This is a genomic window from Aeromonas sp. YN13HZO-058 (assembly GCF_001921245.1).
In the GTDB taxonomy this organism is placed as follows: domain Bacteria; phylum Pseudomonadota; class Gammaproteobacteria; order Enterobacterales; family Aeromonadaceae; genus Aeromonas; species Aeromonas allosaccharophila.
Genome location: NZ_MQSY01000052.1, coordinates 138,125 through 160,957, shown reverse-complemented (window position 1 = coordinate 160,957; position 22,833 = coordinate 138,125). Strand labels below are relative to the sequence as shown.

Here is a 22,833-nt window from a genome sequence, read left to right as displayed (position 1 = left end):
GGCGTGAATATCAAAGCGTGTTTGCATGAGGCGCTGGGGCACCCCATGCAACACGTAATTGGGACATAGCCTTTTTTATGAGGTTACGTGCAGGGAACGCGCTTAATCCTTGAAATCCCAGGAGAGGTTGGAGACTAGCCGGCAGCTGTCGCACTTGAAGTCGAAGATCTCGTGTAGCGGCTCTGCCAGCGCCCACTCGCCGCCACAGCTGGGGCAGGGGCGCGCCTTCTCGTCGGCGGCGCTTAGCCCGCCCACCCGATAGAGGTAGTAGTAGGTGGGGATGCCGCTCAGTACTTCCAGCCGCTTGGCGAGATCGCTGCCGCGCCGGTAGAGGCGGCTGCCCACGTCGCCGATTTCGTGCAGCGCCGCATGTTCGGCGATGGAGCCGTTCATCTGCAGCTGATCACACGCCTCCCAATCCTCCTGCCACTTGATGATCTGTTTCTGATCGCCGTTGGCGACGGCGGGCAGTTGGTAGAGCGGAATGGGGGCGAAGTGGTCGCCACAGCGCAGCGGCGAGCAGCTGTGCAAAAAGCTGGTATAGAGCAACATCCAGCTCGGCCGTTCACCCTGCTCGCCGCAAGGGTCGGTACTGTCAGACAGTAAATCCGCCCCCTGCAGCTGCAGTTTAGGCGCCAGCAGCCCCGCCTGATTGAGTTGCTGTTCAGCCAGCCTGACCTGATCGCTCTGGTTGTCCGGATGCAGGCTATCTTGCTCCGGGCAGACCACCCGGCTGACGAAATAGCCGTCGTGCATGCTGGTGGGGAACTCCCGCCCGAGGATCTGACCCTGATAACGCAGCATGTCCAGATAGTTGACGATGGCCCGCTCGGCGTCGCCCAGGGAGGTGTCGCGGTAACACTCAAAGCAGAGTTCGACGATATACATGGCTCAGCGCTGCCCCTGCTGGATGAGCAGGTCGGTCAGGCGATCCACCTTCTGTTCGATGCGTGCGAGCTGCTCGGCGAGTTGTTGCAGGGTGAGCGCCGGCGCTGGCTGGGGTGCCGCTTCGGGCAGGCTCTCGCTCTCGGCGGTCGCGACGGGCTGCAGCTTCCACTGGCTCAGCACTTTCAACAGCTCGGCCATCGGCACGGGCTGGGTGAGGCGTGCCTTGATCATGGCGGTGGTGGGCGTCAGGCCCTTGGCGGCCAGCTCGTTGGCAATTCGGATGATCTCGTGGGCGGACATAAGCATGCTCTGGGTGAGAAGGGGGGATCGATATCGGGGCGGGATCTTAACCAAAGCCGGCAGGGGAGGAAAGGGGCGGGCGGCTTAGCGGGGCTGGCGCAGCATCACGTCGAGCTGGTCGATCGCTTCGCACCAGTCGGAGTCGTGCCACAGGGCGTCGCGCAGAAAGCTGGCCTGGGCGGCGCTCCAGAAACCTGCCTCCGGCAGCAGGGTCTCATTGTCGAGGTGATGGTCGTGCACAAAGCGGTGCAGGCTCAGCTCGTCGTTGGCCATCCCAAGCTGGGCAAACAGGGCTGGCAGATCGTGGACAAGGGGTTCCATCTCGTCTCTCCCTTTGTTTAATCCCTGAGATTATAGACAGGCACAGCCATCGGGCGCAGAGACGAGATTGGGGATCAGGCTGAGGGGATGCGATGGGGTGGCAGATCAACGCCGACGACGTGCAGCCCCTGCATCTTGAGGGTGCCCTGATAGTGGCTCTCGCCGTCGCTGGAGAATTCAAACTGATAGTGGGTCAGCAGCCGCAGGGGATTGCGGGCCAGCTCCCGCCGATGGCGAGCCAGTGACAGCAGTTGCAGATCATGGTGCTGGCAGTAGCGGCGCATATATTGCCAGGCCACTTCTGCCTGTTGGCGTTGCAGCCAGAACAGGCCGGCAACGGCAATCAGCAACAAAATTCCGAGCATCTCTCCCATAGGCGGGCTTCCTTATCGTGATGTCGATAACCGGGAGTCCTGCTCGGCACTCCCGATCTCCTTTTCTATTTCCCGCCGTGTTGCCTCTTGGCGTAAGGATGAGGCGAGGGATCAGGCCGAGGCAAACAGACGGCCGATGGCCTTGCCCAGCACCTCGCTGCGGTCGGGGTCGCGCAGTCTGGCCAGCATATCATTGCGCAGGGCAGGTAAAGTGACCAACTCGGCAAAAACCTGATTGAAGAACTGGGTCGGTTGCAGTGCCAGCTGTTCCAGATAGTGGCTGAGCAGATGGGCATCTTTCAGATCGGGCCAGAGCCGACCGGCAATGGCGAGCAGCAGTGCCGGGCTCGGCTGGGTTTGCAGCAGGGTCAGCAGTTTGTTGCTGCGCAGCGTGCTGCCGGGGCAGGAGGCCATGGCGCGGCAGAGGTAGGCCAGGGTCTCCGGGTTGGGGGCGGCGCACTCCTGCTCCTTGCCGATCCGCTCGAGCAGGGCGCCTTGTACTGCCGGCGGCAGCGGGGCGTTTTCGAGGCTCTGGCAGAGGGCGTAGAGCGGCTCTTGCGGCAGTTTGGGCAGCGCCTTGCACACCAGCGCCAGATTGCGCTCATCATGCAGTCGCTCAGCCAGATCGGCAAAACCCTGCAGCCCCAGCGTCTGCCAACCGGTGTCGTTGGGGGCGGCCAGATAGTGGCAGAGGGCATCGTAATAGGCCGAAGGGGCCTGCTCCAGCTGGCGCGCCAGCTTGGCGTGCAGGCTGGCCATCTTGGCCTCGGCCGGACGGAAGGTGTAGGGATTGTCGGCCAGGCGTTGGGCTTTTTCTTCATCCAGATCGCCGGTGAGCTTGTAGCCCAGGGTCTCCACCACCTGATCCATGAACAGCTTGGGGCCGTTTGACATCAGCAGGCCGCGCTCATCGAGGGCGAACTTGAGGAACCAGAGGTAGTGGCGAGACTCGCTCGGCTGGAAGAAGTGCACACCCAGCCAGGCGTGCTGTTGCAGCGGCCAGGGGTAGGGCTCCTGTTGCTGTTCGATGCGCACAAAGGTATCGCTTGCCAGTGGCCGCACCTGGCGGCCCATGTCAAACAGCTGGAACTGGGTGCCAGCCTGAGTCAGAAATTCGGTCAAGGTATTGATGGCAGTAGGCGTCGCAGACATGGTGAGATCCGGCTAATGGTGATGCGGGCCGATTATAAGGCCCTTGCCGAGGATAGCCAGTGGCAGCAGACGCGTGTTGCGGCAGATATCAACATGGCAGCCATGCGGGGGGAGGTGTATAGTATCGCCCTTTTTTAAAGGCGGCAGGCCGCGCTGGCTGCCGTGTATGTCGATGACCCGGCAGAACCGCCGGTGCTGTGCGACTGAATGTATCGGCATCCTGGCTGACCCTGTCGGGTCGGCGGATCAATTTGTGGTTATGAGGAAGAGAGCGAGATGAATCAATATTTGCTGGTAGCTGGCCTGTTGGGGGAACTCACCGCCGAGTTGCAGCGCCTTGAGCGCTGGCAAGCTGACCATCCCGGTGACGAAGCTCTGGCAAGCACCCTGCCTTTTTGTGTCGATACCCTGAGCTTTGATCAGTGGCTGCAGTTCGTGCTGATCCCGCGCATGGAGCAGTTGGTGATGTTGCAGGCGCCGTTGCCCACCAGCGTATCTCTTTATCCCATGGCCAGCGAAGTCTACAAAGAGCAGCTGGCCGAGGTAGAAGCGCTGCTGCGGCTGATCGCCCGCTTCGACCTGCTGCTCTCCGGCAAAGTGATCGAACAATGATGCCAGAGCAAACGCGAGAAGAGAGTGACCTGAGGCTGACCCTGCTCTATCAGGATGAGTGGCTGGTGGCGGTCAACAAGCCGTCCGGTCTGTTGGTACACCGCAGTTGGCTCGACAAGGGCGAGACCCGTTTTGCCATGCAGATGACCCGTGATCTCATCGGTGGTCGCCATGTCTATCCGGTGCATCGCCTCGACCGTCCCACCTCCGGCGTGCTGCTGTTTGCGCTCGATCCGGTGATTGCCCGCGCACTGACCGAAGCTTTTACCCAACGTCAGGTGCACAAGGAGTATCTGGCACTGGTGCGCGGCTGGGCGCCCGAGCAGGGGGTGATCGACTATCCCCTCAAGGAGCAGCTGGACAAGATTGCCGATGCCATGAGCAACCCGGATCGCCCGGCGCAGGATGCCGTCACCACCTTCCGTCGCCTGCATCAGGTCGAGCTGCCCCACGCGGTCTCTAAGAAGCACCCCACCAGTCGTTACAGCCTGGTCAGATTGTTCCCGAAGACCGGCCGCAAGCATCAGCTGCGCCGCCATATGGATCATCTGTTCCACCCTATCGTCGGGGACACCACCCATGGGGATGGCCGTCACAACCGTTTCTTTCGCGAGCACTTTGGCTGTGAGCGGCTGCTGCTGGTGGCCCGCACCCTGAGCTTTACCCATCCGGTGCTCAAGGTGCCGATGCGGATCCAAGCACCGCTCGGTCAGGATGTGCTGCGGCTGTTTGCCGAGCTGGGTTGGCCCGCCAGCGAGAGCGACTACTAAGCGCCTGATCCTCGGCCCTGATCGGGTGGCATCTGACACCAGCTTGCTGATAGAGTTGCTCACGAGCGTTGCTCAAAAAGAGTGACTCAAGCAGGGAGCGGAGAATGGCGCAGATCGATATCGTGGTAGGGAGTGTCTACGGCGCAGCCATGCTGGTGGCCGAGACCCTGGCAGATGAGTTGGAACGCAAGGGGCATCACTGTTCCCTGCACGAAGAAGCACGGCTGGCGGACATCGACCCCGGCCGTTTTTTATTGCTGGTCAGTGCCACCACAGGGCAGGGGGACATTCCACCCAATCTGCAGCCCTTTGCCAGCGAACTGGCTGACAGGGCACCCTGGCTCAAGGGGCTGCGTTATGCCCTGATCGCCATGGGTGACAGCAGCTATGAGCATTTCTGTGGCGCGGGCCGTCGGCTGGACGGATTGCTGCAAGAGCTGGGGGCCACGCGAGTGATTCCCCCGCTGGAGCTGGATGCCACCGTGCACGATGAACCCGAACAGGTGGCTCTCAGCTGGCTGCAAAAGTGGGATATTCAGCCCTGAATATTCTCTGAAATAGAGCCATATCAATCCCCTGATCCCTAATCGGCAGGGGATTGTTATTTGTACAAATTCAATAGCCTGTCACCGGCATATTTCCCTAACTGAAAGAGGGATATTCCCCTCGCGCACTATCCCATGGCTGAAATGGTTTCAACCTTGCTGCAGACCCGTCATCTAAATAAAAGTTCAATCTTGAAAGCGATCTCAGTCATGTTTTTGTCATCCAATCGTAAAATAATGACTTTGGTTCTATCGCAAATTAATTGCTGGTAACGCTTTCAGGTTTGCTGTGATTGCTGAATTTATGTGATTGTTGGTTTTTTATTGCATGAGGTGGCGATTTTTTACTTGTCAGTGTTGTGGCGATCGTTTGCCGAGCGATTTGTCGCCATTTTGTGAGTCGCTTCATATTTGTCGTGAAATACGCTCCCTATAATCAACCTCGGTTATCACCAACAGGATTACATGGTGATAAGAAGTTGAATATTCAGGATCACACTCCTCACTGCGGGAAATAAGGAATATGACAATGAAAATGAAGTGGCTCCCGATTGCAGCAGCTGTTACTGCCGCCCTGGCTTCCCAAGCCGCCTTTGCCGTAGATTTCCACGGTTATATGCGTTCTGGTGTCGGTGTTTCCAGTGATGGTGACATGCAGACTTTGAGCAAACAAAAAGTGGGTCGTCTTGGTAATGAAGATGACACTTATGGTGAAGTTCAGCTGGGCCAGGAAGTATTCAACAAAGATGGTAAAACTTTCTATGTTGACTCCATGTTTGCCATGAGCTCTAACGGTTCCAATGACTGGGAAGGTACTGGGTCAGTATGTAACTTCGATGAAAAACAGTGTAGCGGCGACTCTGAGTTCGCTCTGCGTCAGTTCAACGTACAAGCTAAAGGCTTGCTGAACTTTGCTCCTGAGGCCACATTGTGGGCTGGTAAGCGTTACTACCAACGTCACGATATCCATATCTCTGACTTCTACTACTGGAACATCTCCGGTGCTGGCGCTGGTATTGAAGGCGTTCAAGCTGGTCCGGGCAAAGTATCCTTCGCATGGATTCGTAATGATCGTGGCTGGGATGGCAAGGACGGTTGGACCAAGTTCGATGGAATGGATGTAAACACCCTTGATCTGCGTTATGCAGGTATTCCGCTATGGCAGGATGCTTCTTTAGAAGTCGGCGTTGATTATGCGCTTGTTAATCCCACCGATGCTCAAAAGGACTCTTCAAACAGTCAGTACAAAAATGCTAAAGATGGTGTAATGCTGACAGCTGAGCTGACAGCAAGTGTGCTGGGTGGCTTCAACAAGACCGTACTGCAGTATGGTACCGAAGGTTATTCCAAGACCATGGCTTTCTATGGTGATGGTTCTTGGTATGGTGCTGAAGCCAAAGACGGTGCCGATGGTTATCGCTTGATCAACTGGGGTGTGATCCCGATGGGTAACTCCTGGGAGATGGGCCACCAGTTGGTCTACGGTGTAGGCAATGATATGTGGGATACCAATGACAGCTGGGAAACTATGTCTGTTGTTGCTCGTCCTATGTACAAGTGGGATGATTTCAACAAGACCATCTTCGAAGGTGGTTACTTCAAAGACACCAACAAGTCTACCGATGGCTCTGAAGCCAAAGATTCTGGTTATAAGCTGACACTGGCGCAGGCTTGGTCTGCTGGCTCAAGTTTCTGGGCCCGTCCTGAGATCCGAGTGTTTGCCTCCTATGTTGCGTTAGAAGACAACGACATGGCTGGTACACCATACGACAGCAAAACTGCTAAAGATACCTGGAACTTTGGTGTTCAGGCGGAAGCCTGGTGGTAAGCATAAGTTTAAGTTAAGTTAGTGACTGCCCCCGTATGGGGGCAGTTTTGTTTCGCCGGATCACGGCCACCGGGTTATGGAGATAAGAAAAATGAAACGGGTAAAGATGTCTATTGCAGCCGTAATCACTGCGCTATTAACCGGTTGTGCCGGAAACATGGTTGTTCCTCTGCAAGAACATGGCTCTATCTTGAGCGATGCAGACCAGGCCAAGCAAGCGCTGGCCAAAGCCTCAAGCTGCTGTGTGGCGTTTAAAGATTTCAGTTATACCCCCTTGCCTGAAGGTGAGACCTTGCTGGCCATCGATGGCCAGCAACCCGCTTTTCAGTTTGATGAGGGGATGAGCTACTTTGCGGCTTATCGCCTGCCAGCCAACACAGGCAACCTGGCCATCAAGGTCGCATCTCAGGTAAGCAAGACGGTGTTGGTACCCAAGGTCATTATGCTGGATAGTCAGTTCAAGGTGACGCGCGTGCTGGGTGAATCAGTGTTCAGTTACCAGCCGGCGCATCTGTTGGACAATGACAGGATCGAAGGAAAGGTATTCGTTGATCGCAGCATGCCGGGCAATCCTGCAGCTGAAACCTATATGATTATTTATGCCCCAGCCAGCCAGCTGGCTGGCAGTACCACCATATTGCACCCGGCAAAAGCCTTCGCTCGTGCCAACCAAACGGTTGAGCCAGCAATGCCGGATCCCGTGATCCCGCATTCACCGTGGGGGCTGGTACAGATTGAGGTGGTCGATATGGCCAAGGGGCAGGGCCTTGAGGCTGTGTTCAAACCCGAGTACGCAGATAAGGTTGCGATGAGTCAGGCCGCTCCGGCGACGGCTGTTGCTGTTACCACAACTGCAACAGCTGCGGTCGTAGCCAAACCTGCTCCTGCCATGCTGAGTGAAACGGAAGCCTTTTATCAGAGCCAGATCGAAAAAGCGGTCAAGGCGGGGGATATCGACAAGGCGATGAAGCTGGTGAACGAGGCCGAGCGTGCCGGTTCAACCAAGGCAAAAACCGTGTTTGTCGATGCAGTAAAGCGCTCACAAAAATAGAGTAATATCGGCTGTAGTTGGTCAGATATATTTATTAAGGCCTCCCTTGTTGGAGGCCTTTTTAATCGGTAGACTGTAATAAATAAAAATGATGTGGTTACATTGGGTTACAATTGGTTTCTTGGTGATGCAAGTTGCATTATTAAAATACAAAGTGAAACTGCAATTCATATATGTTTGTAATAGAGTGATAATGCCGATTACTAACTTATATTAACGTTGTTTTTTCGCTGCTAAACAAGTTGTGATCTTCCCTCCAAATTCAATATTCCCCCGCTTCCTAAAGCAGCAATTTATGACCCGCTGGGTTATATTCTGATGGTCAAAATAAACAAGCCCGACTCGAAGATATCTGGATGAATCAGTGGTTATTTCATTCAGATAGATCGTTCAGGGAAGACAATCCATTCAGGAGCGCACACAATGTTCAAAAATGCTTTCTCTAATCTGCAAAAGGTTGGTAAGGCGCTGATGCTGCCAGTATCAGTCTTGCCGGTCGCAGGTATTCTGCTGGGGGTGGGTGCTGCCCACTTCAGCTGGTTGCCAGAAATTGTCTCCCAATTGATGGAGCAAGCTGGTGGTTCCGTATTTGGTCAGATGGCCCTGCTGTTCGCAGTGGGTGTTGCTCTGGGCTTTACCAATAACGACGGCGTATCCGGTCTGTCAGCCATCGTTGGCTACGGCATCATGGTCGCTACCCTGAAAGTCATGGCACCTGTGATGGGTGTTGAAACCATCGAGACCGGCGTGCTGGGTGGTATCATGGCCGGTGGTATCGCTGCCTGGGCGTTCAACCGCTTCTACAAGATCCAGCTGCCAGAGTATCTGGGCTTCTTCGCGGGCAAACGTGCCGTACCCATCATCACCGGTTTCCTCTCCATCGGTCTGGGTGTAATCCTGTCCGTGATTTGGCCGCCAGTAGGTGGCGCTATCGGTGCCTTCTCTGACTGGGCTGCCAACCAGAACCCGGTACTGGCCTTCGGTATCTACGGCGTGGTCGAGCGCTCCCTGATCCCGTTCGGTCTGCACCACATCTGGAACGTGCCGTTCTTCTATCAGGCGGGTACCTGCGTTAACGGCGCCGGTGAAACTGTTCACGGTATCATGACCTGCTTCCTGACTGCTGATGACGCTTCCCGCGCTGCCGGTAACGGCTTCGGTCAGCTGGCTGGTGGCTACCTGTTCAAAATGTTCGGTCTGCCTGCTGCTGCGTTCGCCATTGCTCACGCTGCCAAGCCGGAAAACCGCGCCAAGATCGTGGGTATCATGGCCTCTGCTGCCCTGACCTCTTTCCTGACCGGTATCACCGAGCCGATTGAATTCTCCTTCCTGTTCATCGCTCCGGTGCTGTACGCCATCCACGCTGTACTGGCTGGTCTGGCTTATGTGCTGACCAACTCTCTGGGTATCGTACACGGTCACACCTTCTCCAACGGCTTCATCGACTTCGTGGTGCAATCTCCACGTGCCGACAACATGCTGCTGCTGGTAGGTCTGGGTCTGGTTTACGCTGCCATCTACTACGTCGTATTCAGCTTCGTTATCCGTGCCATGAACCTGAAAACTCCGGGTCGTGAAGACGAGACTGCTGAAGAGACCGTTGGTCACGGCAAAGACGAAATGTCTGCTGCGCTGGTTGCTGCCTTCGGTGGTAAAGAGAACATCGCTTCTCTGGATGCTTGCATCACCCGTCTGCGTGTTGGCGTGAAAGATGTTGCCAAAGTTGACCAGGCTGGCCTGAAGAAACTGGGTGCTGCCGGTGTGGTAGTAGCTGGTTCCGGCGTACAAGCCATCTTCGGTACCAAGTCTGACAACCTGAAAACCGACATGGACATCTGGATGAAGAGCAACTAATCCTGTTGCCTGAATATCCGAGTGTTTGAAGAGGGAGGCGAAAGCCTCCCTCTTGCTATTTGTGGTTGCTTGTAGCGTGAGTCGGGGCTTGGCAGGGGTTGTGTTGTCCAAGGGGGCGATGTGTAACGTTGCCCAATGTTGGCCCAACAGTACAAGGTGGCGGGCCTTGCTCACCTCATCAAACGGCATCATCAGGTCAGATAATGCCAGCCAATAAAAAGAGCGCCATCAAGGCGCTCTGTTGTCGAGTGGGTAGGGTTAGAGTTTCTCCAGATCCCGTTCGATTTCGCTGATCTTGTTCTGCACCACTTTTTCCAGATGACGCAGGTCGCGCAGGATCTTCTGCTTGATGTCCGGGTCGATCTCGACATGGACGCCCTGGGTCAGGTTGTCGAGTTCATCTACCACATACTTGAGGTTGGCGTTGATCTCGGTGACATCCTTGTACTCATGGGTACCGGAGTCGACCAGCATGGTTTTGCGCTGGCGCGGATACTTGAATTTGACACTCTTGGCGAAGAACTCGCCCTTCTGCTTCTTGAAGTAGATCTTGAGGATGTCGTGGTTGGCCTCCTGGCGCAGGGTATAGCTGTCGACGGAGGCGGGATCCTGGATCCCCAGGCTCTTCAGATTCTCGTACATCGGGCTTCCTCGGTTTGAAACGATCCTGTCCCGATTATCTTAACCGATGCCTGATGGCTTGCCTGTGACAGGGGCGCCAAAATCAAAAGGGCGCCATCAGGCGCCCTTTTCAGCACAGCAATGCTGGTTACTCGTCGATGGAGCGCAGCAGGGCGTTAATGCCAACTTTGGCACGGGTCTTGGCATCGACCTTCTTGACGATCACCGCCGCGTAGAGGCTGTATTTGCCGCATTTGGAGGGCAGGGAGCCGGAAACGACCACGGAGCCAGCCGGTACGCGGCCGTAGTGGATCTCGCCGGTTTCGCGGTCATAGATGCGGGTGGACTGACCGATGAAGACGCCCATGGAGATGACAGAACCTTCCTCGACGATGACGCCTTCAACCACTTCGGAGCGGGCACCGATAAAGCAGTTGTCTTCGATGATGGTCGGGTTGGCTTGCAGCGGCTCCAGCACGCCGCCGATGCCGACGCCGCCGGAGAGGTGGACGTTTTTACCGATCTGGGCGCAAGAGCCGACGGTGGCCCAGGTATCGACCATGGTGCCTTCATCAACGAAGGCGCCGATGTTGACATAGGAGGGCATCAGCACGGTATTGGGGGCGATAAAGGAGCCTTTGCGGGCGGTTGCCGGCGGCACCACGCGCACACCCGCTTCCTTGAACTGCTCGGCGGTATAGTTGGAGAACTTGAGGGGAACCTTGTCGTAGTACTGGGCATCGTCGCCCTTGATGATGCCGTTGTCGTTGATGCGGAAGTAGAGCAGTACCGCTTTCTTCAACCACTGATGGACAACCCACTCACCGGCGATCTTCTCGGCAACCCGCGCCTTGCCGGAGTCCAGCAGGTCGATGGCTTGCAGGATGGCGGACTTGGTGGCGCTATCCACGGAGCCCGGAGTAATGGTGTCGCGGCGCTCGAAGGCCGCTTCAATGATCTGTTGCAACTCGGTCATGACAGGTTTCCTTTAAAAAATTCTGTTTGTTGTATCACACTTTTCCGACTGTTTTTAAGGGGTTGACCGGAATTCTTCCGGCCAGCGGCCATTTCTTCGCCCGGTGTGCGCCAACCATTTGTTTGGCATGGCAAAAAACGCCCGATAACCAGCCTCTTTCGAAACACGGAACGCTTACTCCAGCACCGAGTGCTGGGGGTTGAGTTGGTGTACCAGCCGCTCTTCCAGCTGCTGTTGCTGCTCGGCGGTCAATGGCTCGCCATCGAGGCTGGTCAGGCTGAAAAAGTCCTCGACCCGCTCACCGAAGGTGGCGATTTTGGCGGCGTGCAGCGACAGCCCGCACTGCTGGAATACCGCGCCGATCCGGGCCAGCAGGCCGGGGGTGTCGAGGGCAGTCAGCTCCATCAGGGTGTGGCGGCTCTCCCCTTTGTGGGGCAGGAAGACCACCCGGGTCGGCACGCTGAACTGGCGGTGGCGCCGCGACAGCGGCTTGTTGCGCAGTACCAGCTTGCCCGGCTCCTGCAACGCCTTCTCCAGCGCCTTCTTGATGGTGGCGGTGCGGTTGGGGCTGATGGGTTCGCCGCTCGGTTCCAGCACCACGAAGGTATCGAGCACGAAGTTGCTGCGCGAGTTCATGATCTGGGCGTCGTGGATGTTGAGGTTCTTCTGATCCAGCGCCGAGGCGACGGTCGCAAACAGATTCGGGGTATCGCGGCAGTAGATAAACACCTCGCTGCCACCGCGGGTCGGGTGTTTGCCGATGATCACCAGCGGCGCCGGATTGTCGCCATGCTCGATGATGTGGCGGCAGTGCCAGGCGATCTGCTCCGGGCTGTGACGCAGGAAGTAATCCGCCTTGAAATCGGCCCAGAGCTGGTTGATCGCCTCTTCTGATATATCGCGCTGCGCCATGAACTGCTTGGCCTGACGCTGGTTTTCGCGAATGCGCAGCCGCATGTCGGGCGGGTTTTCCAGCCCCTGGCGCAGCGCTTTCTGGGTCGCGAAGTAGAGCTCCCGCAGCAGGGTGCCCTTCCAGTCGTTCCACAGGGTGTCGTTGGTGGCGCAGATGTCGGCCACGGTGAGGCAGTAGAGCAGGTCGAGATGCTGCTCGTCGCGCACCTTCTGGGCGAAGTCGGTGACCACGTCGGGGTCGTAGATATCGCGGCGCTGGGCGGTGACCGACATCAGCAGATGGTGGCGCACCAGCCAGGCCACCAGTCGGCTCTCGTAGCGATCCAGACCGTGTAACTGGCAGAACTCCAGCGCATCGACGGCGCCGAGTTCCGAGTGATCGCCGCGCCGCCCCTTGGCGATGTCGTGGAACAGGGCGGCGATGCTGAGCAGCTCCGGTTTGCGCAGCCGGGTGAACACCTCGTGGCAGAGCGGATGACTCTGGCGGCTGGCCGGATTGGGGAACTGGTGAATGTTCTTGAGCAGTCGGTGGGTGTGCTCATCGACTGTGTAGGCGTGGAACATGTCGAACTGCATCTGGCCGACGATGAGGTTCCACTGCGGCAGATAGGCGGCGAGGATGCCGTACTTGTGCATCAGGGTGAGCGGCAGGCCGATGCCGTTGGGGTGGCGCAGCAGCGCCATAAACAGGCGACGGCAGTCGGGCAAGTCCTGCAGCCAGCAGTTGAGTTTACGGCGCGCCTCGCGCAGTTGGCGCAGGGTGGCCGAGTGGATGCCCGCAATCTCGGGATGCTGGGCCATCTGATAGAAGAGACGCAGGATGGCGGCCGGTTCACGGCTAAACAGCTCGGCATCCACCGCATCGATGAGGCGGCCACGGAGCTGGAACTCATCGGAGAGGCGGCGCACATCCATGGCGGTGTTGCCGAGGATCGCCTCGTCAAACAGCTGCAGCAGCATCTCGTTGAGTTCGGAGACTCGCCGCACCGTCTGGTAGAAGCGCTTCATCATCTGCTCGACCGGGGTGTTGCCTTCCCCCTCGAACCCCAGCATCTGGGCCACGGTGCGCTGGCGATCGAACAGCAGGCGGTTGTCCCCCTTGTTGATGGCCATATGCAGGGCAAAGCGCACCTTCCAGAGGAAGTTCTGGCAGTCGAGCAGTTCGCGGTACTCGGCGCGGTTTAGAAAACCGTGGCTGGTCATCTCGAATAAAGTGGTGGCGCCAAAGTGGCGGCGTGCGACCCAGGCGAGGGTTTGAATGTCGCGCAGACCGCCCGGATTGCTCTTGAGATCGGGTTCCAGCTTGTAGGCGGTGCCGAGAAACTGCTGATGGCGCTCCGCCTGCTCCTGCCGTTTGGCGCGAAAGAAGGCTTCGCTTGGCCAGAAGTGCTGGGGGCCGGTGGCCTCTTTCAGTTGCCGGAAACCCTCTTTGCGACCGGTGATATAGCGCGCCTCGATGAGGTTGGTGGCGACTGTGATATCGGCGCGCCCCTGTTCGAGGCACTCGGCCACGTTGCGCACCGCCTGACCCACCTCCAGCTTGAGATCCCACAACAGGGTGATGAACTCGCCGATCCGCAGCCCCAGCACTTCGTCCAGCTCATCGCCGTCATAGAGGATCAGCAGGTCGATATCGGAGTGGGGGTGCAGCTCGCCGCGGCCATAACCGCCTACCGCAATGAGGGTGAGGTCGCTCTTGTCAAAGCCGAACTTCTGCCAGAGGCGGCAGAGCAGCTGATCCATGTACTCGGAGCGGGTGGCGACCAGCTCGATGATGTTGTCACCGGCATCGAAACGGGCGTGCAGCCAACCGAGAAAGCGGCTCAGGTACTCTTTGCAGTTGTCGCGGGTGAGCTGGTCATCGGGTAACAAATGAGGGGAAAGCAGGCTGGCGTCCATGGCATCTCACACGCAAGTGGCAGGCAAATGGCTGAAACAGAAGTAAAAACCCCGGCGCTTTGGGAGTTCAGGGCCGGGGTTCGATGTTAGCTGTGTTTGATGAAGCGGTCGATAGTGTCATCGGGGCGCAGGGTGAGCACCTCGCAGCCATCCTCGGTCACCAGCAGGGTGTGCTCCCACTGGGCGGAATCGCCGCCATCCTTGGTGGTCACGGTCCAGCCATCCTTCGGATTGACCTTGCAGTGATACTTCTTGCTGTTGACCATCGGCTCGATGGTGAAGCACATGCCCGCTTTCAGCTCCTGCTTGCCGCTGTTGCGGTAGTGGAGGATCTGCGGCTCTTCATGGAATTCGGCACCGATGCCGTGACCGCAGTAGTCACGTACCACGGAGAAACCGGCCTTCTCGACGATGGGCTGAATAACGGCGCCAATCTCGGTGATGCAGGCACCCGGACGCACCGTCTTGATGGCAGCGTAGAGGCTCTCTTGCGCCACTTTGCAGAGCTGACGGCGCAGCGGGGTGGTTTCCCCCACGATGAACATGGCCGAGGTATCGCCGTGGTAGCCATCCTTGATGACGGTGATATCCAGGTTGATGATGTCGCCATCGCGCAGCTTCTTGTGATTCGGGATACCGTGGCAGATCACATCGTTCACCGAGGTGCAGATGGATTTGGGGAAGCCGTGGTAGTTGAGCGGAGCCGGAACCGCCTGTTGTACGTTGACCATATAGTCGTGGCAGAGGGTGTTCAGTTCGTCAGTGGTGACGCCAGCTTTGACATGGGGCGCAATCATGACCAGCACATCGGCGGCCAATTGGCCGGCAACGCGCATCTTTTCAATCTCTTCCGGTGTCTTGATTTTAATGGACATGGGATCTCTCTTGCGGCCTGCCGCTGGGCCTGCGAGGGCAGACAGGACAGGTAATGAAAAATAGATGCGTTTGCAATCAGGGCAAAATTTTATCCGCAACCCCCGCGTACTTCCAGTGTGATTGTCATCACAACGTCAAATCAGCGTCGCAGCATCCTCTGGCGGGATCCATATTTACACCCGTTTCGGGTGTCGGCCGGTGGTGTCCTGAGCAAAGTTATGGTATAAAGCGCGCCGGAATGGGGAACTTGCGTCCACCATTTCATCACCCTTAATCAATAACACACACACATCGACACATATACCGGGGTGCCTTAACAGGTCGGTTATATGGGATGTGTGGAGGCCTAACCCCATACAGAGGTATAAAATGGCTAAAGTTTCTATGCGCGACATGCTGCAAGCCGGCGTTCACTTCGGTCACCAGACTCGTTACTGGAACCCGAAAATGAAATCCTACATCTTCGGTGCCCGCAGCAAGGTTCACATCATCAACCTGGAAAAAACCGTTCCGTTGTTTGACGATGCCATGAACTTCATCAGCTCCGTAGCTGCCAAGAAAGGCAAGGTACTGTTCGTAGGTACCAAGCGTGCCGCGTCTGAAGCCGTCAAAGAAGCCGCTGAGCGTTGCGACCAGTTCTATGTAAACCACCGCTGGCTGGGCGGTATGCTGACCAACTGGAAAACCGTTCGTCAGTCTATCAAGCGCCTGAAAGATCTGGAAACCCAGAGCCAGGACGGTACCTTCGAAAAGCTGACCAAGAAAGAGGCGCTGATGCGTACTCGCGAAATGGAAAAGCTGGAGAAGAGCCTGGGTGGTATCAAGAACATGGGCGGCCTGCCTGACGTTCTGTTCGTTGTCGATGCCGACCACGAGCATATCGCTATCAAAGAAGCCAACAACCTGGGTATCCCGGTAGTTTCCATCGTTGATACCAACTCCAACCCGGACGGCGTTGACTATGTCATCCCGGGTAACGACGACGCTATCCGTGCCGTACAGCTGTACCTGAATGCTGCTGCTGACACCGTACTGGAAGCTCGCGCTCAGGACATCGTTGTTCAAGCCGAACAAGATGGCTTCGTTGAAGCTGAGTAATTGATAAGGACTGTAAAGCCCTTATTAACCAAGCTGATGTAATTGGTTAGCAGGGGCCCTTGTGGCCCCTGTTTCTTGTCAATTCAAGACCGAGGATACTGGACATGGCTAACGTTACTGCCGCCCTGGTAAAAGAACTGCGCGAGCGCACTGCCGCTGGCATGATGGATTGCAAAAAAGCACTGGAAGAAGCTGCTGGTGATATCGAGCTGGCAATTGAGAACATGCGCAAATCCGGTCAGGCCAAAGCCGCCAAGAAAGCGGGCCGTATCGCCGCTGAAGGCGTTATCTTTGCTCGCACCGAAGGCAACGTTGCCGTCATGATCGAGCTGAACAGCGAAACCGACTTCGTCGCCAAAGATGCCAGCTTCATGGCAATGGGCCAGAAGATCGCTGATATCGCTGCGACCCAGAAAATTGCTGACGTTGACGCGCTGAAAGCCGCTGACTTCGGTAACGGCGAATCCGTCGAGCTGACCATCACCAACCTGATCGCCAAGATCGGTGAGAACATGAACCTGCGTCGCGTGATGCTGGTTGAAGGTGACAACCTGGGTACCTACGTTCACGGTTCCCGCATTGGTGTTATCACCAAGCTGACCGGTGGTTCTGCCGAGCTGGCCAAAGATCTGGCCATGCACGTTGCAGCCAACAGCCCGCAATTCGTCAAGCCTGAAGACGTGTCTGCTGATGTCGTTGCCAAAGAGCGCGAAATCCAGATCGACATCGCCATCAACTCCGGCAAGCCGAAAGAGATCGCCGAGAAGATGGTTGAAGGCCGCATGAAGAAGTTCACCGGTGAGGTTTCCCTGACTGGTCAACCGTTCGTGAAAGATCCTTCCATGACCGTTGCCGAGCTGCTGAAGAAAGAAGGCGCTGACGTTGTCTCCTTCACCCGTTTCGAAGTGGGCGAAGGCATCGAGAAGCAAGAGACCGATTTCGCTGCTGAAGTTGCAGCCCAAATCGCGGCCGCTCAAAAGGCCTAATCGAACCGGTTTTTCCGTTTCCCCAGACCGCGACTTATGTCGCGGTCTTTATATGACCAGGAATCAGTGACATGAGTACCAATCCCAAACCTGCATACAGACGTGTTCTTCTGAAGTTGAGTGGTGAAGCCCTGCAAGGATCCGAGGGTTTCGGCATTGATCCGGCGGTGCTGGAGCGTATGGCCCAAGAGATCAAAGAACTGGTTGAGTTGGGTGTTCAGGTCGGTCTGGTCATCGGTGGCGGCAACCTGTTCCGTGGTGCTGGTCTTGCCAAAGCGGGCATGAACCGCGTGGTGGGCGACCACATGGGTATGCTGGCAACCGTGATGAACGGTCTGGCCATGCGTGATGCCCTGCATCGTGCTTATGTGAATGCCCGTCTGATGTCTGCCATCTCCCTGCAGGGCGTCTGTGACTCCTACAGCTGGGCCGAGGCAATCAGCCAGCTGCGCGCTGGCAAAGTCGTTATCTTCTCTGCCGGTACCGGCAACCCCTTCTTTACTACCGATTCTGCGGCTTGCCTGCGCGGGATCGAGATCGAAGCTGACGTGGTGCTCAAAGCCACCAAGGTTGATGGTGTATACAACGAAGATCCGGTCAAGAATCCGGATGCCGTGCTGTATCATGAACTGAGTTATGATGAAGTTCTTGAAAAAGAGCTCAAGGTGATGGATCTTGCTGCCTTTACCCTGGCGCGTGACCATGATCTGCCGATCCGCGTGTTCAACATGAACAAACCGGGCGCCCTGCGCCGGGTCATCATGGGTGAACCGGAAGGCACTCTGATCCACCACGTTGGTAAATAAGATAAAAGTGAGCCACCTGGCGCTCTTATCCTATCCATCACGTCAGTAAATAAGATAGACACGGGCCGTGTAACGGCTCGTTCGCCAAAAGGAAAACCACTGTGATCAACGAGATTAAAAACGACGCCAAGGACCGTATGGGCAAGAGCGTAGAAGCGCTCAAGACCCAAATGTCCAAGATCCGTACCGGCCGTGCTCACCCGAGCCTGCTCGACGGCATCCAGGTTGAGTACTACGGTGCAGCCACTCCGCTGAAACAGTTGGCCAACGTCGTGGCAGAAGATGCGCGCACCCTCTCCATCTCCATTTTTGACCGCTCCATGATCCAGGCGGTAGAGAAGGCGATCCTGACCTCCGATCTGGGCCTGAACCCGTCCAGCAATGGCCAGACCCTGCGCGTGCCGCTGCCGCCGCTGACCGAAGAGCGTCGTCGCGACCTGACCAAGATCGTCCGTGCCGAAGCGGAAAACGCCCGTGTTGCCGTGCGCAACATCCGTCGTGACGCCAACGCCGACCTGAAAGCACTGCTGAAGGACAAAGAGATCTCCGAGGATGACGACCGTCGTGCCCAGGAAGAGATCCAGAAGCTGACCGACTCCTACGTCAAGCTGGTCGATGAGGCCCTTGCCGTAAAGGAGAAGGAGCTAATGGAAATCTAACCGTCTGAAAGGTATATTACGAGCGCCGTGTAGTGCCCCTGCACGGCGCTTTTGTCTTTGTGGGAGAATTACATGTCGCTTTTGGCTGCGTTGGGTGATTGTGCCAACTCGTCTTTACCCCGTCACGTCGCCATCATCATGGATGGTAACGGTCGCTGGGCCCAGAACCGAGGCAAGATGCGGGTTTATGGCCACAAGGCGGGCGTCAAGTCAGTGCGCGAGGCCGTTACCTTTGCTGCGCGTGCCAAGATCGAGGCATTGACCCTGTTTGCATTCTCCAGCGAGAACTGGCGCCGCCCGGAAGGGGAGGTCAGTGCCTTGATGGAACTGTTCATCACAGTGCTGGGTCGTGAGGTGCAGAAACTGCACAACAACGGGATCCGGCTCAAGGTGATTGGCGATACTGCTCGCTTTAGTGAGCGGTTGCAGGCCAAAATCGCCAAGGCGGAAGCCTTGACCGCCAATAACAAGGGGTTGACCCTGAACATTGCGGCCAACTATGGCGGCCAGTGGGATATCGCCCAGGCGGCCCGCAAGCTGGCCAAAGCGGTCGCGGCCGGTGAACTGGTCGCTGACGACATTGATGAGTCCATGCTGACCCGCGAGGTTTGCATGGCCGATCTGCCACCCGTGGACCTGTTGATCCGTACCGGTGGCGATCATCGCATCAGCAACTTTGTGTTATGGCAGCTCGCCTATGCCGAGCTCTATTTTACCCCGGTATTGTGGCCCGATTTCAACGAGGCCGAGTTCAGTGAGGCTGTCGCCTCTTTCGTTGCCCGCGAGCGTCGCTTCGGTTGCACCGGTGAACAGATACGGGAATTGATCGCCGAGCAGCAGACCGGCTAAACCCCGCTCCCAAGAGAGAGGTTTCTTTTGCTAAAACAACGAATTATTACTGCTTTGATGTTGATCCCCCTGGTGTTGGGGGCGCTCTTCTTTCTGCCATTGAAATTTTTTGCCCTGTTGGCTGCGCTGGTGTTTTTGTTGGCCAGTCGCGAATGGAGTGGGTTTGTCTGTGCTGCCCCGCAGCAATGGTTGCCCATCGTATTTTGTCTGTTGCTCGGTGCCAGCCTCTTTTGGCTGCCGGTGGAGCAACTCTGGACGCCTCACCTGCACCCCCTGGTGATGGGCGTGCTCTGGACCGCGGTAAGCTGGTGGCTGCTGGGTCTGCTACTGGTGTTGCGTTATCCCCAGAGCGCCAAGCTGTGGAAAGAGTCTATCTGGCTCAAGTCGCTGTTTGGTCTGGTGACCCTGGTGCCCTTCTTCTGGTCGCTGGTCGCCATCCGTGGCTACAACTTTTACCATGACCCCATGATGGGCGCCTGGATCCTGTTGTTCGTGATGGGACTGGTCTGGGCGGCAGATTCTGGCGCGTATTTTTTCGGCAAGGCGTTCGGTAAACACAAGCTGGCGCCCGCCGTCAGTCCGGGCAAAACCATCGAAGGGATGTGTGGCGGCCTCTTTACCGCCAGCCTGCTGGCCATCGGTGTCACCTGGTCGATGGGATTTGTGCCTGCCAAGATGATCACCGTGCTGTTTTGCTCCCTGCTGGCGGTGCTTGCCTCCGTGCTCGGTGATCTGACCGAGAGCATGTTCAAGCGCGAAGCGGGCATCAAGGACTCCGGCACCCTGCTGCCGGGTCATGGCGGCATTCTCGACCGGATCGACAGCCTGACCGCCGCCCTGCCGGTGTTTCTGCTCAGTTATCTGCTACTCAGTCAGGAGTTTTGATGCACAAGTCACTGGTTATTCTGGGGGCCTCCGGCTCCATTGGTCAGAGTACCTTGAAAGTGCTGCGCCATAACCCGGGCAGTTGGCAAGTGTTGGCGTTGACCGCTGCCCGCAACGTGGATGCCATGTTGCGGGACTGCCTCGAATTCTCCCCCCGTTTTGCCGTGATGGTCGATGAGGAGGCCGCCCGTGAGCTGGCCGCCCGTCTGAAAGCGCACGGCAGTGCGACCCGGGTCATGTCTGGTGCCACCGCCCTCTGCGAGGTGGCCGCCCATCCCGATGCCCATAGCGTGATGGCCGCCATCGTCGGCGCGGCCGGTCTGGCCCCGACCATGGCCGCGGTACGTGCCGGCAAGCGCATTTTGCTGGCCAACAAGGAGGCGCTGGTGATGTCCGGTGCTTTCTTCATGGAGGCGGTGCGCGAGCATGGCGCCGAGCTGCTGCCCATCGACAGCGAGCACAATGCCATCTTCCAGTGCCTGCCGACCGCCGTGCAGCGCCAGCCCGGTTTTTGCGATCTGGCGGCGGCGGGGATCAGCAAGATTTTGCTGACCGGTTCCGGCGGCCCGTTCCGTTACACCGAGATCAGCGAGCTGGCCAGGGTGACGCCGGCGCAGGCCATCGCTCACCCCAACTGGTCGATGGGGGCCAAGATTTCGGTCGACTCTGCCACCATGATCAACAAGGGGTTGGAGTACATCGAGGCGCGCTGGCTATTCAACGCTGCGCCCGAGCAGATCCAGGTGGTGATCCACCCGCAGTCGGTGATCCACTCCATGGTGCAGTACAAGGATGGCTCCGTGCTGGCCCAGCTTGGCAATCCGGATATGTGTACGCCTATCGCCCATGCGCTGGCTTATCCCAATCGCATCCCCTCCAGTGTGGAACCTTTGGATTTCTTCAGTGTCGGAGAGTTCAGCTTTATCCGGCCTGATTACGATCGCTACCCCTGTCTGGCGCTGGCTATCAATGCCTGCCAGAAGGGACAAGCGGCGACCACTGCGCTCAATGCGGCCAACGAGGAGGCGGTTGCCGCCTTCCTGGCCGGGCGCATCGGCTTTATGGATATTGCCCGGATCAACGAAGCAGTGATGCTGGCGCTGGAGAGCAGCGCCGTCGGCTCGCTCGATGATCTGTTTGCCCTGGATGGTGCGGCAAGAGCCCGTGCTCACACTTTGATTGAGGAGCTTGGCTGATGGGCAGTGTGTTGTGGAATATCGGTGCCTTTGTTGTTGCGCTGGGCCTGCTGGTCGCGGTGCACGAATTTGGTCACTTCTGGGTGGCCCGTCGCTGTGGCGTCAAGGTTGAGCGCTTCTCCATCGGTTTTGGCAAGGCGATCTGGCGCCGGATGGGCAAGGATGGCACCGAATATGTGCTGGCGCTGATCCCCCTCGGTGGTTACGTCAAGATGCTCGATGGCCGGGTCGATGAACTCAAGCCCGGTGATGAGCAGTATGCCTTCAACCACAAGAGTGTCTGGGCGCGAATGGCGATTGTCGCCGCAGGCCCCATGGCCAACTTCGTGTTTGCCCTGTTTGCCCTCTGGCTGATGTTTATCATCGGGGTGCCGAGCGTCAAGCCGGTGATCGGTGAGGTGCGTCCGGCCTCCATCGTTGCCGAGGCGGGTGTGCTGCCCGGGATGGAGATTGTCGGGGTCGGCGATGAACAGACCGGTGACTGGGAGAGCGTCACCTACGCCCTTATCAGCCATCTGGGTGATGAGGCGGTTACCCTCAAGGTGCAGGCACCCAATACCAGCTACGCCACCGACAAAACCTTGTCGCTGACCGGCTGGACCTTCGATCCGGATAAAGAGTCGCCCATCGGCAGTCTGGGGATCGTTCCCCTGAGTGGCAAAGTGCTGCCAGTCGTGGCTGCCGTGGTGGCCAAGAGTGCCAGTGAAAAGGCGGGGCTGCAGGTCGGTGACCGCATCAAGCAAGTCGGCGATCAGCCAATTACCGCCTGGACCCAGTTTGTCGAACGGGTGCAGCAGGCACCGGACGAATCCCTGCAAGTGGTGGTTGAGCGTAACAACAGTGATCTCAACGTGATCCTGACCCCGGATAGCCGCAAGGTGCAGGGCAAGCTGGTTGGATTTGTCGGCCTCTCACCGCAACTGGTTCCATTACCGGATGAATATCGAATTCTGTTACAGTATGGGCCTTTGCAGGCGCTGTGGCAGGGGGCCGACAAAACCTGGAGCCTGATCACGCTCACCTTTGACATGATCGGCAAGCTGGTAGCTGGCATAGTGTCGCTGGACAACCTGAGCGGCCCCATCTCCATTGCCAAGGGCGCCGGCAGCAGTGCCGACTATGGTCTGGTCTATTTCTTGAGTTTTCTGGCGCTGATCAGCGTCAACCTGGGGATTATCAATCTGTTCCCCCTGCCGGTGCTCGATGGTGGCCATCTGGTCTATTTCCTGATCGAAGCGGTCACCGGCAAGCCGGTATCAGAGAAAATACAGGAAGTGGGTTTCAGGATAGGCGCCGCCATTCTGATGTTATTGATGGGCATTGCGCTGTTTAACGATTTCGCTCGCCTCTGAGGCCAGAGCATCAACAAGGACAC

Annotated in this window: 23 protein-coding genes; 14 read left to right on the top strand and 9 right to left on the bottom strand. The window is 57.3% G+C overall.

Going from position 1 to position 22,833, the window contains the following annotated elements; genetic code table 11:
• Positions 1-102 precede the first annotated feature (102 nt).
• The 5 genes from BSP75_RS12875 to BSP75_RS12855 all read right to left on the bottom strand — a co-directional run bounded on the left by BSP75_RS12875 (position 103) and on the right by BSP75_RS12855 (position 3,035).
• On the bottom strand, positions 103-888 hold the full coding sequence (locus BSP75_RS12875; RefSeq protein WP_075113448.1) for a Zn-ribbon-containing protein: 786 nt from the start codon (positions 886-888) through the stop codon (positions 103-105).
• A gap of 3 nt (positions 889-891) precedes the next feature.
• On the bottom strand, positions 892-1,188 hold the full coding sequence (locus BSP75_RS12870) for a hypothetical protein (RefSeq protein WP_075113447.1): 297 nt from the start codon (positions 1,186-1,188) through the stop codon (positions 892-894).
• Between the two features lie 84 nt (positions 1,189-1,272).
• On the bottom strand, positions 1,273-1,509 hold the full coding sequence (locus tag BSP75_RS12865) for a DUF2789 family protein (protein WP_075113446.1): 237 nt from the start codon (positions 1,507-1,509) through the stop codon (positions 1,273-1,275).
• A gap of 74 nt (positions 1,510-1,583) precedes the next feature.
• Positions 1,584-1,883 carry a DUF3301 domain-containing protein gene (locus BSP75_RS12860; RefSeq protein WP_075113445.1) on the bottom strand — a complete coding sequence of 100 codons (300 nt, stop codon included), beginning with the start codon at positions 1,881-1,883 and terminating at the stop codon, positions 1,584-1,586.
• A gap of 111 nt (positions 1,884-1,994) precedes the next feature.
• Positions 1,995-3,035, bottom strand: coding sequence for a DUF3549 family protein (locus BSP75_RS12855; protein WP_075113444.1), 1,041 nt, complete (start codon positions 3,033-3,035; stop codon positions 1,995-1,997).
• Between the two features lie 276 nt (positions 3,036-3,311).
• On the opposite strand from BSP75_RS12855, the gene BSP75_RS12850 reads away from it, so the two are divergent.
• The 6 genes from BSP75_RS12850 to ptsG all read left to right on the top strand — a co-directional run bounded on the left by BSP75_RS12850 (position 3,312) and on the right by ptsG (position 9,695).
• The gene (locus tag BSP75_RS12850; protein ID WP_042058414.1) at positions 3,312-3,647 is read left to right on the top strand and encodes a YqcC family protein; all 336 of its coding nucleotides are present in this window, start codon (positions 3,312-3,314) and stop codon (positions 3,645-3,647) included.
• Positions 3,644-4,417: a tRNA pseudouridine(65) synthase TruC gene (gene truC, locus BSP75_RS12845; RefSeq protein ID WP_075113443.1), complete on the top strand. Its 774-nt coding sequence runs from the start codon at positions 3,644-3,646 to the stop codon at positions 4,415-4,417. The genes BSP75_RS12850 and truC overlap by 4 nt, the downstream gene beginning before the upstream one ends.
• A 104-nt stretch (positions 4,418-4,521) precedes the next feature.
• Entirely contained in the window at positions 4,522-4,962 is a 441-nt protein-coding gene (locus BSP75_RS12840) for a flavodoxin (protein ID WP_075113442.1), read from the top strand.
• A 529-nt stretch (positions 4,963-5,491) separates the two neighbouring features.
• Positions 5,492-6,790: a maltoporin gene (locus tag BSP75_RS12835; protein ID WP_075113441.1), complete on the top strand. Its 1,299-nt coding sequence runs from the start codon at positions 5,492-5,494 to the stop codon at positions 6,788-6,790.
• A gap of 91 nt (positions 6,791-6,881) precedes the next feature.
• Positions 6,882-7,841, top strand: coding sequence for a MalM family protein (locus BSP75_RS12830; RefSeq protein ID WP_075113440.1), 960 nt, complete (start codon positions 6,882-6,884; stop codon positions 7,839-7,841).
• Between the two features lie 423 nt (positions 7,842-8,264).
• Positions 8,265-9,695 carry a PTS glucose transporter subunit IIBC gene (gene ptsG / locus BSP75_RS12825; protein WP_042058424.1) on the top strand — a complete coding sequence of 477 codons (1,431 nt, stop codon included), beginning with the start codon at positions 8,265-8,267 and terminating at the stop codon, positions 9,693-9,695.
• Positions 9,696-9,953: 258 nt separating this feature from the next.
• Here ptsG and BSP75_RS12820 read toward each other — a convergent pair whose 3' ends face one another.
• The 4 genes from BSP75_RS12820 to map all read right to left on the bottom strand — a co-directional run bounded on the left by BSP75_RS12820 (position 9,954) and on the right by map (position 14,978).
• Positions 9,954-10,337: a DUF3461 family protein gene (locus BSP75_RS12820; RefSeq protein ID WP_042657949.1), complete on the bottom strand. Its 384-nt coding sequence runs from the start codon at positions 10,335-10,337 to the stop codon at positions 9,954-9,956.
• A 127-nt stretch (positions 10,338-10,464) separates the two neighbouring features.
• The gene (gene dapD / locus BSP75_RS12815) at positions 10,465-11,292 is read right to left on the bottom strand and encodes a 2,3,4,5-tetrahydropyridine-2,6-dicarboxylate N-succinyltransferase (RefSeq protein WP_005338581.1); all 828 of its coding nucleotides are present in this window, start codon (positions 11,290-11,292) and stop codon (positions 10,465-10,467) included.
• 174 nt (positions 11,293-11,466) lie between these two features.
• Positions 11,467-14,103 carry a bifunctional uridylyltransferase/uridylyl-removing protein GlnD gene (gene glnD, locus BSP75_RS12810; RefSeq protein ID WP_075113439.1) on the bottom strand — a complete coding sequence of 879 codons (2,637 nt, stop codon included), beginning with the start codon at positions 14,101-14,103 and terminating at the stop codon, positions 11,467-11,469.
• 86 nt (positions 14,104-14,189) lie between these two features.
• Positions 14,190-14,978, bottom strand: a complete 789-nt coding sequence (gene map, locus BSP75_RS12805) for a type I methionyl aminopeptidase (RefSeq protein WP_042058431.1) — start codon at positions 14,976-14,978, stop codon at positions 14,190-14,192.
• 370 nt (positions 14,979-15,348) lie between these two features.
• On the opposite strand from map, the gene rpsB reads away from it, so the two are divergent.
• From rpsB to rseP, 8 genes are all read left to right on the top strand, one after another.
• A complete protein-coding gene (gene rpsB, locus BSP75_RS12800; protein ID WP_042058433.1) occupies positions 15,349-16,077 on the top strand; it encodes a 30S ribosomal protein S2 in 729 nt (242 codons plus the stop codon).
• 104 nt (positions 16,078-16,181) lie between these two features.
• Positions 16,182-17,063, top strand: coding sequence for a translation elongation factor Ts (gene tsf, locus BSP75_RS12795; protein ID WP_042058435.1), 882 nt, complete (start codon positions 16,182-16,184; stop codon positions 17,061-17,063).
• 71 nt (positions 17,064-17,134) lie between these two features.
• A complete protein-coding gene (gene pyrH, locus BSP75_RS12790; RefSeq protein WP_033137947.1) occupies positions 17,135-17,869 on the top strand; it encodes a UMP kinase in 735 nt (244 codons plus the stop codon).
• A gap of 101 nt (positions 17,870-17,970) precedes the next feature.
• A complete protein-coding gene (gene frr / locus BSP75_RS12785) occupies positions 17,971-18,528 on the top strand; it encodes a ribosome recycling factor (protein ID WP_033137948.1) in 558 nt (185 codons plus the stop codon).
• Between the two features lie 72 nt (positions 18,529-18,600).
• On the top strand, positions 18,601-19,377 hold the full coding sequence (uppS, locus tag BSP75_RS12780) for a polyprenyl diphosphate synthase (protein WP_075113438.1): 777 nt from the start codon (positions 18,601-18,603) through the stop codon (positions 19,375-19,377).
• Positions 19,378-19,404: 27 nt separating this feature from the next.
• Entirely contained in the window at positions 19,405-20,262 is an 858-nt protein-coding gene (locus BSP75_RS12775) for a phosphatidate cytidylyltransferase (protein WP_033137949.1), read from the top strand.
• Positions 20,262-21,458: a 1-deoxy-D-xylulose-5-phosphate reductoisomerase gene (gene ispC, locus BSP75_RS12770; RefSeq protein WP_075113437.1), complete on the top strand. Its 1,197-nt coding sequence runs from the start codon at positions 20,262-20,264 to the stop codon at positions 21,456-21,458. Before BSP75_RS12775 ends, ispC begins: the two co-directional genes overlap by 1 nt.
• Positions 21,458-22,810: a sigma E protease regulator RseP gene (rseP, locus tag BSP75_RS12765; protein ID WP_075113436.1), complete on the top strand. Its 1,353-nt coding sequence runs from the start codon at positions 21,458-21,460 to the stop codon at positions 22,808-22,810. The genes ispC and rseP overlap by 1 nt, the downstream gene beginning before the upstream one ends.
• Positions 22,811-22,833 lie beyond the last annotated feature (23 nt).

What these genes read in the sequence shown, in the direction of transcription:
- BSP75_RS12875 (WP_075113448.1), bottom strand. Translation starts at nt 888, where the DNA reads ATGTATATCGTCGAACTCTGCTTTGAGTGTTACCGCGACACCTCCCTG.
- BSP75_RS12870 (WP_075113447.1), bottom strand. Translation starts at nt 1,188, where the DNA reads ATGTCCGCCCACGAGATCATCCGAATTGCCAACGAGCTGGCCGCCAAG.
- BSP75_RS12865 (WP_075113446.1), bottom strand. Translation starts at nt 1,509, where the DNA reads ATGGAACCCCTTGTCCACGATCTGCCAGCCCTGTTTGCCCAGCTTGGG.
- BSP75_RS12860 (WP_075113445.1), bottom strand. Translation starts at nt 1,883, where the DNA reads ATGGGAGAGATGCTCGGAATTTTGTTGCTGATTGCCGTTGCCGGCCTG.
- BSP75_RS12855 (WP_075113444.1), bottom strand. Translation starts at nt 3,035, where the DNA reads ATGTCTGCGACGCCTACTGCCATCAATACCTTGACCGAATTTCTGACT.
- BSP75_RS12850 (WP_042058414.1), top strand. Translation starts at nt 3,312, where the DNA reads ATGAATCAATATTTGCTGGTAGCTGGCCTGTTGGGGGAACTCACCGCC.
- truC (WP_075113443.1), top strand. Translation starts at nt 3,644, where the DNA reads ATGATGCCAGAGCAAACGCGAGAAGAGAGTGACCTGAGGCTGACCCTG.
- BSP75_RS12840 (WP_075113442.1), top strand. Translation starts at nt 4,522, where the DNA reads ATGGCGCAGATCGATATCGTGGTAGGGAGTGTCTACGGCGCAGCCATG.
- BSP75_RS12835 (WP_075113441.1), top strand. Translation starts at nt 5,492, where the DNA reads ATGAAAATGAAGTGGCTCCCGATTGCAGCAGCTGTTACTGCCGCCCTG.
- BSP75_RS12830 (WP_075113440.1), top strand. Translation starts at nt 6,882, where the DNA reads ATGAAACGGGTAAAGATGTCTATTGCAGCCGTAATCACTGCGCTATTA.
- ptsG (WP_042058424.1), top strand. Translation starts at nt 8,265, where the DNA reads ATGTTCAAAAATGCTTTCTCTAATCTGCAAAAGGTTGGTAAGGCGCTG.
- BSP75_RS12820 (WP_042657949.1), bottom strand. Translation starts at nt 10,337, where the DNA reads ATGTACGAGAATCTGAAGAGCCTGGGGATCCAGGATCCCGCCTCCGTC.
- dapD (WP_005338581.1), bottom strand. Translation starts at nt 11,292, where the DNA reads ATGACCGAGTTGCAACAGATCATTGAAGCGGCCTTCGAGCGCCGCGAC.
- glnD (WP_075113439.1), bottom strand. Translation starts at nt 14,103, where the DNA reads ATGGACGCCAGCCTGCTTTCCCCTCATTTGTTACCCGATGACCAGCTC.
- map (WP_042058431.1), bottom strand. Translation starts at nt 14,978, where the DNA reads ATGTCCATTAAAATCAAGACACCGGAAGAGATTGAAAAGATGCGCGTT.
- rpsB (WP_042058433.1), top strand. Translation starts at nt 15,349, where the DNA reads ATGGCTAAAGTTTCTATGCGCGACATGCTGCAAGCCGGCGTTCACTTC.
- tsf (WP_042058435.1), top strand. Translation starts at nt 16,182, where the DNA reads ATGGCTAACGTTACTGCCGCCCTGGTAAAAGAACTGCGCGAGCGCACT.
- pyrH (WP_033137947.1), top strand. Translation starts at nt 17,135, where the DNA reads ATGAGTACCAATCCCAAACCTGCATACAGACGTGTTCTTCTGAAGTTG.
- uppS (WP_075113438.1), top strand. Translation starts at nt 18,601, where the DNA reads ATGTCGCTTTTGGCTGCGTTGGGTGATTGTGCCAACTCGTCTTTACCC.
- ispC (WP_075113437.1), top strand. Translation starts at nt 20,262, where the DNA reads ATGCACAAGTCACTGGTTATTCTGGGGGCCTCCGGCTCCATTGGTCAG.
- rseP (WP_075113436.1), top strand. Translation starts at nt 21,458, where the DNA reads ATGGGCAGTGTGTTGTGGAATATCGGTGCCTTTGTTGTTGCGCTGGGC.